A 10,793-nucleotide genomic window follows, 5' to 3' on the forward strand; every position below is an offset into this window, starting at 1 on the left:
GAGCTTGCTTGTTTGTTTGAGGATTCTGATAGAGTATTTACTGCATTTTCTAATTCTTTTGATTGAGATTCTAGTTCTTTGGCAAAGTTGGCTGAAGTATGTAGCATCTTTGTTATTTCATTGCCTAATGTATTAGTTACTATTTCTACTTGTCCTTTTGCATCATTTATCTTTGTTGTGAAGTCAAGTCTTGTATAACTATCAAATACTCTAGCAATCTCATTTGTATCTCTACCTATCTTTTGTTGTAATACATCTAACATAGAGTTTAGAACATTTTTTAATTCTTTTAATTGTGGATTGGCTGGATTCTCCATAATACGAGCACTTAGGTCTCCTTGCTCTATTGCCTTTGCTGTTTGAACAGATTGAGCTACTGCATTAGAATCTTGTTCTAGGCTTTTTTGAGTTCTTTGTATATTGGAATTAATTGCTTCTGCCATTCTGCCTAATTCGTCTTGGGATTTGACTGAAATCAAAGTTACATCTTTCTTTTCATAATTGAGAAATGCAAACAAATCTATCAAGCCACTTAGAACGCTATTAATAGGACGTAAATAATACTTTACAGCCAAATAAATAATAGCACTAATTACTAGTGATGCAATAATACTAATAGCTAGCTGTAAGTATCCAGCTCTAACAATAGGACCTTCAATATCATCTATGGAGTTAAGAGAGCATAATGTATACACTGCAAAGTTCGAGTCTGTGCTAGTTTTACACTGTCCTATCTTATTCAATCCACCATCATTAATAAAAAACTCTTCAAAATCTCCAGTCTGTGCTGAAATCCTTACGATTTCCTTATATATTGGTGCTTCTTTCATAATAATGCTAGCATCTGTAGCTACAAATGGAATACCTTTAGAATCCAATACAAATATATTTGATCCTGATTTACCAATTTCATCAAAATATCCTTGCAGTGTGCTTAATAGAACATCAACGCCAGCTACGCCTATAAATTTTCCACCTATAACAATTGGTATAGAATATGTCATGCTTGGTATTTTATCCACAAAATCAGCATAAACACCTGTTTGAAAAGGCTTATTGCCATTTGCAGCCCCAATATACCAATCTCTAGTGCTGGCATTATAATCAGAGTCATCATTACCTCCTAGCACCTCATAATCATTGCCGCTTGAAAATACCTTATTATTAGCAAAAACTACCATTCCATTAGAAAACCCAAAAACAGAAGCGTGTACGCTTGTAAGAACCTTGGTATATTTCAAAATATTACCTATATTACTAATGATATTCTCTTTAGAATCCATATTTTCAGATGGAATAGACTCTATACCCCTAGCTAGACCCTTAAGAATGCGCAATGAATTATTATTAAAACTACGTAATATCAAATCTACATCGGCTAATTGAGCTCCTTGAAATTCTATGACTTTATTTAATGCGGAATTTTTGCCACGATACATATCAAATAATCCTATTATTATCATGATAAAAACAACAATGGCACAAACAATAAGCGTTAGTTTAGTAGTAATACTCTGTGGCATGGCTTTCCTTGTCTTGAAATCAAAAATAAGTTCTACTTTGTTCTAGGCAGACTTATTGCTACAATCAATCTTATTCATAGTAATGCTTTGGAATCTTCTCTCATAAATACATACTCCAAGCAGCAAAAACAACAGAAATGGAAGCATTCCTGCTATGATATTTAAACTATAAGAGAGTGGTAACGCATAATTTGCCTGCGCTAGATAAAGATTCATAAAATGAGAAATAGGGAGTATCTCACTCCAAAACAAAGCAAATGATTCCATGCTATTTTGTGGATATGTAATACCCGCAAAAGCTAGAGACGGGGCAATATATGCAGCAATAACGCTAATGCTCCTTGTAGAATCTCTAAGCACTGATTGCAAACAAATAACTATGCCGCAAATTCCTAGTGCAAATACAGCTAAGGCTAACATAATAATGCTAAAGCTTCCCTGTTGTGGAAAGCCTAGAATCTCAAACAAATAAAGCATAATATACCCCCAAATCATAGCCAAACCAAAATTTAAAACTAGCCTTTTGATTAACTGAGCTAAATTTTTAGGATCATTTGAAAGCAAATTAAGCATTCCAAGTGCTACTAAAATTTGCCAAATACATGGCATTATCACAGTTAGTAAAAATTGCGAATAATCATTACTGGGATTAAACAATGCTTCAATCTCTGGTATAATTGGCAATGCTCTAGCTTTAGCTAGAATAAGATTTGAATCTTTAGCTAAATTTGTGCCAACTTGAATGTTTGCATTAAAGAAAGCTATCACTTGCAAAAAAGCGGCATTCAAAGCCTTGCCAATTAGGACAAACTCCGCATTGTAGTATAAAACTACTTCCGAACCAACACCTCGCCTAGTATGCTCTTGAAACTTACTGGGTACAACTACTACACCATAAATATCTCCACTAGCAATATCTGCTTTTGCTTGCAGCAAAGAATCATAACGTTTTTTGATATTAATAGATGGAGAACTCTGAATAATAAAACCCAATTCCTTGCTTGTAGCACTATTATCCTCGTCAATGATTCCAATTGGAAGATTTGTCGGAATGCCATGAAAGAAAGTAGCATATACAATAGCTCCAAGTAGGATGGGCAATATCGCCCAAATAATGAAGAAGAATGGATACGTTAGAAAAAATTTTTTCATAATAAATACTTTCTTAATGCCATATCTGCAATTTGACTTGACATTTTATCAAGAATTCTAGTATTTGATCTTAAAAGATAAGCTAATCATCAACTTTATCTATAGTTTATAGAGGCTTTATGGATAATTATTAGAAAACTTAATATAAATATAAAGATTAATATCACCTAAATTCTTATATTTTATATATTTTGTAAAAAGCTGCTTTAGACTATAATCCCAAAATGCTACTTCACCATGATGAATGGCACTCCCTGCACTCCAGCACTAAGTGTAGAATCTGCTAGCTCTTTAGCTATAGATTCGTTCTTATTTTTTCCATCATAGTCTTGTTGAAATGCTTTTTTAATCAATGAAATTTTTTGCTCCCTTGTTTTTGCATTAGGAAACTCACCATAGTATATAGCCGATCTATTAAAAGCTCTTTGTCCTAAGATTCCGACAACAAGCAACTCCAAATCACCTTTATTCAGATAGGAGTCTAGCTGTTGAATTTCTTGCAAGCAATAAGGACATGTAGTATCAATTATCATATAGGTCTTTGTTTTATTTTTCACATTTGCATTTGCCTGTATCTTTAATATATACTTATCATATTTTTTAAAAAGTGCCAAAACAGCTTCATCTTTTTTATCCTTATTATATTGTTGAACACTGCTCATAGCTAACTCTAACTTACTTTTAGAATCACCGATTCCAACACCATCGCTTAATGGGACAAGAAATTTCCCATCATTGCTTACAATAGCAGAAAGTCTCTCTCCACTAGGAGCTTCAACCACAACAAAGGATGAATCTTTTGTAACATTAGAATCGCTTGATATAACCTTGAAGTCCATATTTGTCCGACTTTTTAGCAACTCTTCTATTTGCTTGGCATCAAGACTAAAGGCAGGCACACAACACACAAGAATAGATATGATTGGCTTAGCAAATGTAAATCTTGCATTTAGATTGACATTTAGATTTGACATGTATTTTGATATTGACATTAGGATTCCTTAAAAATGTAGAGTTAATATGGTAGTATATGTTTGTAGCGCGAATAGCATGTTAACCAGACTTTCTTGGCATATCCATAGACTACAGATTAAATTTATTGTTATATCTATAAATATGCCAATACATCTATTAATCAATTTTTAGAACCGCTAAAAATGCCTCTTGTGGAATCTCAACTTTGCCAATAGCTTTTAATCGCTTTTTTCCCTCTTTTTGTTTTTCTAGTAATTTTCGCTTTCTTGTAATATCTCCGCCATAGCATTTTGCGGTTACGTTTTTGCCCATTGATTTCACGGTTTCTCGCGCTATTACTTTATTGCCAATACTAGCTTGAATTGCCACTTCAAATAATTGGCGTGGCACAATCTCTTTCATGGCAGACACCAATGCCTTGCCCCTCTCATAGCTTTTGCTTCTATCTACAATCACACTTAGCGCATCTACTACTTCCCCTGCTACGCGCACATCAAGCTTAATCAAATCTCCTTCTCTATACTCAATAGGCTCATAATCAAAACTCGCATAGCCTTTTGTCTGACTCTTTAGTTTGTCATAAAAATCCATAATGATTTCATTGCTAGGCAGAGCATAGGTTAACATTACGCGATTTTCATTTAGATACTCCATATTTTCTTGCACGCCTCGTTTATTGTTTAGCAAAACAATAATATTGCCTAAAAACTCACTAGGTGTAATTATAGTAGACCTCACGAATGGCTCTTTAATGCAAGCAATCTTTTGTTCTGGTGGCAGCTCACTTGGATTTTGCACCATGACTACACTTCCATCAGTTAGAATCACCTCATACACAACCGTTGGCGCAGAAGCAATTAAATCAAGTCCAAATTCTCTCTCTAATCTCTCCTTTACAACCTCCATGTGCAAAAGCCCCAGGAATCCAACTCGAAAGCCAAAGCCTAATGCGACACTACTCTCTGGCTCAAACTGCAAAGCAGAATCATTTAGTTTTAATTTATTTAGCGCGTCTCTTAAATCTTCAAATTTATCTGTATCTATTGGATAAAGCCCTGCAAATACAAAAGGCTTGGCAGGCATAAAGCCCTCGATTGCTAGGCTAGTTGGATTCTCAAGTAAAGTAATGGTATCACCAACAGCCATCTCTGTAACGCTTTTTAATCCTAAATTTAAGATTCCAATCTCGCCGCTTTTTAGAATCTCGCTACTTTGCTTATGTAGTGGGTGTGGATATTCTAGTCCTAAAACTTGATAAGATTTATTAGAGCTCATAGTTTTAACCATATCGCCCTTTTTAATGCTACCTTCTACAATGCGAATAAGCCCTAATGCGCCCAAATAATTATCAAACCAAGAATCATATACAAGGGCTTTTAGTGGTTTGCTATTATCTATCTTTGGTGGCGGAATGAGTGTTACAATAGATTCTAAAAGCTCATTAATACCCTCTCCAGTCTTAGCACTTACAAGCACAGCATTTGAGCAGTCAAGCCCTAAGACTTCCTCAATCTCCTCAATCACTCTTTGGGGTTGGGCTGCTGGCAAATCAATCTTATTAATAACAGGGATAATCTCTAAATTATTTTCTAATGCGATATGCACATTTGCTATTGTTTGCGCTTGTATGCCTTGACTTGCATCAACCACAAGTAGCACCCCCTCGCAGGATTTCAAAGAGCGCGATACCTCATAGCTAAAATCCACATGCCCGGGCGTATCTATTAGATTCAGTATATATTCATCTTTGCCACTTTTGTAAATTAAACGCGCGCTTTGAGCTTTGATTGTAATTCCTCTTTCTTTCTCAATATCCATTGTATCCATCATTTGAGAGCTTACTTCGCGTTGTGAGACACTGCCACAGGTTTGCAATAAACAATCAGCTATCGTGCTTTTACCATGATCAATGTGAGCTATGATTGAGAAATTCCTAATCTGCTTTTCCATTTTATTCCTTTTTAATCGAAATACTTGGCGAATTCAAAGATTCATATCTTACCAAACTTCTATTGATACTTACGATAGGGATTCTTAATCACAAGAGCATAAAATTAGTTTAGCATTTTGGAATCCCAAGATTTGGAAACTAACTTGAATTCTTGCTTAGCCAATAATTGCTAAATACGATACAATCCCATGTTGAATTTAACTTTAAGGTGTAGCATGATTCAAAACTTCATTGGAAAGATATTTGGGACTAGAAATGACAAGATTCTAAAGCAGTATAAAAATCGCGTCAAGAAAATCAACGCCTTAGAATCGAAAATACAAGAGTTAAGCGACAAAGATTTACAACAAAGATTCCAGCAAATTCATACTGAAGCCATAAGAAAAACTGAAAGCATTGATAGCAATAAAACAGAGGTCTCAATGATTAATTCCTTTTTAGATTCCAAACTAGAAGAGGTATTTGCCCTTACAAGAGAAGCTAGCAAAAGAGTGCTTGGCATGAGACATTTTGATGTGCAATTAATCGGTGGAATGGCTCTGCATGATGGACGAATTGCAGAAATGAAAACAGGTGAGGGAAAGACATTAGTAGCTACATTACCTGTAATACTAAATGCCCTATCTGGAAGAAGTGTGCATGTTGTAACAGTGAATGATTATTTAGCAAAACGAGATGCAGAAACTATGATGCCTTTGTATGAGTTCTTTGGATTAAGCGTGGGAATTATTACAAGCAATATACATAGCGATGAAGAACGATTAAACATTTATTCAAACAATGTTGTCTATGGAACAAATAATGAATATGGCTTTGATTACCTTCGAGACAATATGAAATACAACCTTGATCAAAAAGTGCAAAAACATCATTTTTTTGCAATTATAGATGAAGTAGATTCCATTCTTATTGACGAAGCAAGAACCCCCCTTATAATATCTGGACCAATCAATCGCAAAATGGAAAATTATCAATTAGCTGATTCAGTAGCCAAGCAGTTAAATGTAACAGAAGACTTTAGCATTGATGAAAAGAATCGAATTGTATTAACCACAGAAGAGGGAATAAAAAAAGCTGAAAAGCTCTTTAACGTGGAAAACCTCTATGCAATAGAAAACGCATCATTATCTCATCATCTAGACCAAGCCCTAAAAGCAAATTATCTATTTGTAAAAGACAAAGATTATGTTGTGCAAAATGGTGAAGTAGTGATAGTAGATGAATTTACAGGACGCTTAAGTGAGGGAAGGAGATTTAGCGAGGGGCTACATCAAGCCTTAGAAGCAAAAGAGAATGTAGCCATAAAGGAAGAAAGCCAAACCCTAGCAGATATTACATTTCAAAACTACTTTCGTCTTTATGATAAGCTAGGGGGTATGACAGGCACAGCACAAACAGAAGCTACAGAATTCTTAGAAATTTACAGACTAGAAGTTATATCTATTCCAACTAACCTACCAATTGCAAGAAAGGATCTAAATGATTTAATATATAAAACAGAAAAAGAAAAGTTTGATTCAGTAATTACAAAGATTACAGAGCTACACAAAACAGGGCAGCCCGTGCTTGTGGGAACTGCTAGCATTGAAAAAAGTGAAGCTTTGCACGTTCTACTTAAAAAGGCTAGAATCCCGCATAATGTGCTAAACGCAAAGCAACATGAAAAAGAGGCTGAAATCATCAAGAATGCAGGACTAAAAGGAGCAGTAACAATAGCCACTAATATGGCTGGACGTGGCGTAGATATAAAAATCGATGATGAAATAAAATCATTGGGCGGGTTATATATAATTGGCACAGAAAGACATGAAAGTAGACGCATTGACAATCAGTTACGAGGTCGAGCAGGGAGACAGGGAGACCCTGGTATAAGTCAATTTTACCTAAGCCTAGAAGATTCTTTGCTTAGAATTTTTGGTAGTGACAAACTAAAGGGTATCATGGGTAAGCTTGGCATGAAAGATGGCGAAAGTATAGAATCTAGCATGATTACTAAATCCGTAGAAAAAGCACAAAAAAAAGTAGAATCCTTACATTTTGAATCTCGCAAACATCTACTAGAGTATGATGATGTAAGCAATGAGCAGCGAAAAGTTATTTATAGATTCCGCAATGAGCTATTGCAAGAGAGCTTTGACATGAGCGATCGAATAAAAGAAAATAGAGTAATAACAGTGCAAGCTCTATTAGAAAGATGTCAGATCTTGCCACATGATATACCAGAAAATTACGATACACAGAATCTAATTGCAATGCTAAAGGAAGAATATTTACTTGATATTAATCAATCCTTGCAGGACAAAACTTATGATGAGATAAATAGTATTATCACGGAAAGCTTACAAGAGAAATATGAAGAAAAATTTATAAACACAGCCAAAGAAATGCGCAATGAATTAGAGCGAATAATATACTTGCAAGTAGTTGATAACGCATGGAGAGAGCATCTCTATGCAATAGACCACTTAAAAACAGGGATTAGCCTACGTGGATATAATCAAAAAGACCCGTTAGTAGAATATAAAAAAGAAAGCTATAATCTCTTCTTAGAATTGGTAGAAAATATCAAAATTGAAGCTTATCGAACATTGCAAATTATCCAATTTGCGCCCCAAGATGTAGAGCAACAAGAAGAAAAAATCAAAACAGAATTAGAGCAGGAAAACGCTAATCTAATATTAAACTCAAACGTGCTAAATGAAAAAATTAAGGATAAAAAGCCAGCTAGAAATGATATTTGTCCTTGTGGTAGCGGTAAGAAATATAAACATTGTCATGGGAAAAGTGGACCAAAAAGAGGAGTGCTAGCAAATAAAGCAGGATAGTCAATCAAATAATCTAGCAGCAACACTAAGATTCCTTATTTTTGGATTTATACATCCATGTGTTACAAACATTTCTTTGTTTTATCTTGGGTTAAGCCTAAGCATATATTATGCTTAACTAACATAAAGACTAGAATTGAAGTCCAAGTTCTAGTACTGCTGACCAGTTTTCTGACTTTGGATATCCTGCTAGAGAATTATTTAAATCAAACAACTTAGAATCACTTAAACCATAATGCTTGTATATAGACTTGGTGTAAAAAGCAAATTTGTCATTAAACTTATATAAAGCCTTAACACTTACATGCAAAACATAACTATACTCATTAAGTTTTGCATATGCGCTATTTTATCAGCACCAAAGACATAATCCCCTAATACATAATAAAGATACCCTACGCCAAACGTTAAGCTTGACTTGTTTCCGCTTATATATTCTCCACTGGTAATTCCATGTCCATTAGAATTAGTTGTGTATTTGCTCCCTTAGAAAAAAGCTTTACTACCAACTACCAGATTTAGAAAGTTTTTACTATATTTTGAAACAAGACCAATTTTAGTCATAATCTCATAATAGCGCGAAGAATTGCTAAGATTTTGAAAATTTGTCCTTTGATAGCCATATCCTAGCTTTACATCTACACCAATTATGGGTGAAGAAGAGGTTGCTCCACCAAAGGCAAAGGTAACCTATGAGTGTAAAATTTCACATTGTCTCAATTGTTTTGCGTGTAAAATACATCAACACTAACATATCCATAAGAATATGCAGCACTAAATAAAACAAATGATAAAGAAAAATTTTATAGAAGCTTTTTAATAGACTGCATGCTAACCTCTCATTAATCAATTTAATGATAAGAGAACGATTATTTAAAATCGTTTGTCTAGCTAATCGCCAAACTTAGAACCAAAAGATGCAACCACTACTGTGGCAAAAAACGACTCTAATAATACTCCAAAGACTCTCCTTTGTTCCCTCATCTCTTTGGAATCTAACACAGCGACTTTGCTTGTTTCGATATTATCAAACAAAAATTGGCATCAACCTGTGAAATCGTTGCTACTTTGTTAGTTGCAATATGTGACTCAAAACTATCATTTATAGCTTTGCTTGCATTAAGCTTAATATAGAACTTATCATAATTCCTGAAATAACCTTTTTAATTATTGTGTTGCTTTCAAAATTTAAATATAGAGTTTAAAACTATAGAACTTACCAAATATTTATAATATTAATATCCAAAAATAGCCAAGAATTAGTAAATTGCTATATTATGACTATATAAACGAAATAAAAATTCTATTGTAAATAATTACTGCTAAAAACTTAAACAATCTATGAACTATAATGAAAAGCCAGTCTCTAGCATTACTGATATATCTTTATTTGAAGGATATATCAGTGTTTGTCCTTGATTAGTAGTTATATCAAAAGCATTATTAATATAATATAATCCCTTGACTTTCATATAGAAGTCTTTTCTAGTATTCTTTATGTTAGATGATTGAGTGAATATTAGTCCAAGAGAAGCTTCAAATCGTTGATTGTGTTTTGAGCTGTTGAAAATATTAAATTCATCGCCATAGTATCTTGTAGCAATACTATAACCATATCCAGCACCATATTCAAAGCCAATATCTTTATCGAGTATAAAGCGACCAAAGATATTAGCACCTAAGAACATATCGCCTTTTAAGAATCTTTTCTCGCTAGAATCGGCGTTTTGCAGATCAATATACATCGCGAAAGATAAAAGAATAGGAGATTCTAATGAGCCTAGATTTGTCCCAAGATGAACTGCCGTATTTGATACCAAATGGCTTATTTCTCGTCTTGTATCATTAGTTTGATTGTAGGCGATTCTTGCTTGGGCTATCCCATATATTGATTCAATACCTATGTATAGCCATTCATTATAATATTTAAAACCAACTGGAATGCATATACCGATGTTTGTAGAGTTAGATTCTAGAGTGATTCTAGAGTAGTAAATGTGCTATAATATCCACCTATTCCCAATCTTTGATCTATACATGAGGACTCACTGCAGCGATATGCCCATGCACTACTTGATAAAATCAATGTGCATAATATTATTTTACCTAACACGATACCCTCCTCAATGTAGCATAAATAAATTATGGCATTGGATAACGAATATTGACCTGCCAATCTCTGCATTTACCAAAGAACAAGCAATTAAAAGAATAAAGACTTAATCTAGCACCAATTCCAAAAATTTTGCCCCAAACATTCCAAAACTCTCCTTTTGTCTCTCTCATCTCTTGGCTATCAAGCAAGACTACATTAACCTCATTTGGATTGTTAAATAGAAAGTCCATATCGCTTTGTGAAATAGAGGA

The 10,793-nt window shown here is 34.1% G+C and carries 9 protein-coding genes; 1 reads left to right on the forward strand and 8 read right to left on the reverse strand.

Annotated elements, in window-relative coordinates; genetic code table 11:
• The 4 genes from LS73_RS09065 to lepA form a co-directional block, all read right to left on the reverse strand.
• Positions 1-1,523 (reverse strand): methyl-accepting chemotaxis protein (locus LS73_RS09065; protein ID WP_138070022.1); only part of this gene is annotated, 1,523 nt, incomplete at its 3' end.
• A 42-nt stretch (positions 1,524-1,565) separates the two neighbouring features.
• Positions 1,566-2,675 (reverse strand): ABC transporter permease, encoded by a 1,110-nt coding sequence (locus LS73_RS09070; protein WP_034559633.1) that lies wholly within the window; start codon positions 2,673-2,675, stop codon positions 1,566-1,568.
• A gap of 227 nt (positions 2,676-2,902) precedes the next feature.
• A complete protein-coding gene (locus tag LS73_RS09075) occupies positions 2,903-3,667 on the reverse strand; it encodes a hypothetical protein (protein WP_052089993.1) in 765 nt (254 codons plus the stop codon).
• A 139-nt stretch (positions 3,668-3,806) separates the two neighbouring features.
• Positions 3,807-5,600 (reverse strand): translation elongation factor 4, encoded by a 1,794-nt coding sequence (lepA, locus tag LS73_RS09080; protein ID WP_034559631.1) that lies wholly within the window; start codon positions 5,598-5,600, stop codon positions 3,807-3,809.
• Positions 5,601-5,816: 216 nt separating this feature from the next.
• Between lepA and secA the strand changes: the two genes are divergently transcribed.
• A complete protein-coding gene (gene secA, locus LS73_RS09085; protein WP_034559629.1) occupies positions 5,817-8,426 on the forward strand; it encodes a preprotein translocase subunit SecA in 2,610 nt (869 codons plus the stop codon).
• Between the two features lie 891 nt (positions 8,427-9,317).
• Here the strand turns inward: secA and LS73_RS09855 are convergent.
• The 4 genes from LS73_RS09855 to LS73_RS09865 all read right to left on the reverse strand — a co-directional run.
• Positions 9,318-9,461 carry a hypothetical protein gene (locus tag LS73_RS09855; RefSeq protein WP_158654961.1) on the reverse strand — a complete coding sequence of 48 codons (144 nt, stop codon included), beginning with the start codon at positions 9,459-9,461 and terminating at the stop codon, positions 9,318-9,320.
• Positions 9,462-9,772: 311 nt separating this feature from the next.
• On the reverse strand, positions 9,773-10,246 hold the full coding sequence (locus tag LS73_RS09090; RefSeq protein ID WP_138070023.1) for a hypothetical protein: 474 nt from the start codon (positions 10,244-10,246) through the stop codon (positions 9,773-9,775).
• 152 nt (positions 10,247-10,398) lie between these two features.
• Positions 10,399-10,539: a hypothetical protein gene (locus LS73_RS09860; RefSeq protein ID WP_158654962.1), complete on the reverse strand. Its 141-nt coding sequence runs from the start codon at positions 10,537-10,539 to the stop codon at positions 10,399-10,401.
• A 29-nt stretch (positions 10,540-10,568) separates the two neighbouring features.
• Positions 10,569-10,793: hypothetical protein (locus LS73_RS09865; protein ID WP_161976616.1), on the reverse strand; the 225-nt coding region annotated here is incomplete at its 5' end.

It is taken from the genome of Helicobacter muridarum (genome assembly GCF_000765805.2).
GTDB lineage: Bacteria > Campylobacterota > Campylobacteria > Campylobacterales > Helicobacteraceae > Helicobacter_A > Helicobacter_A muridarum.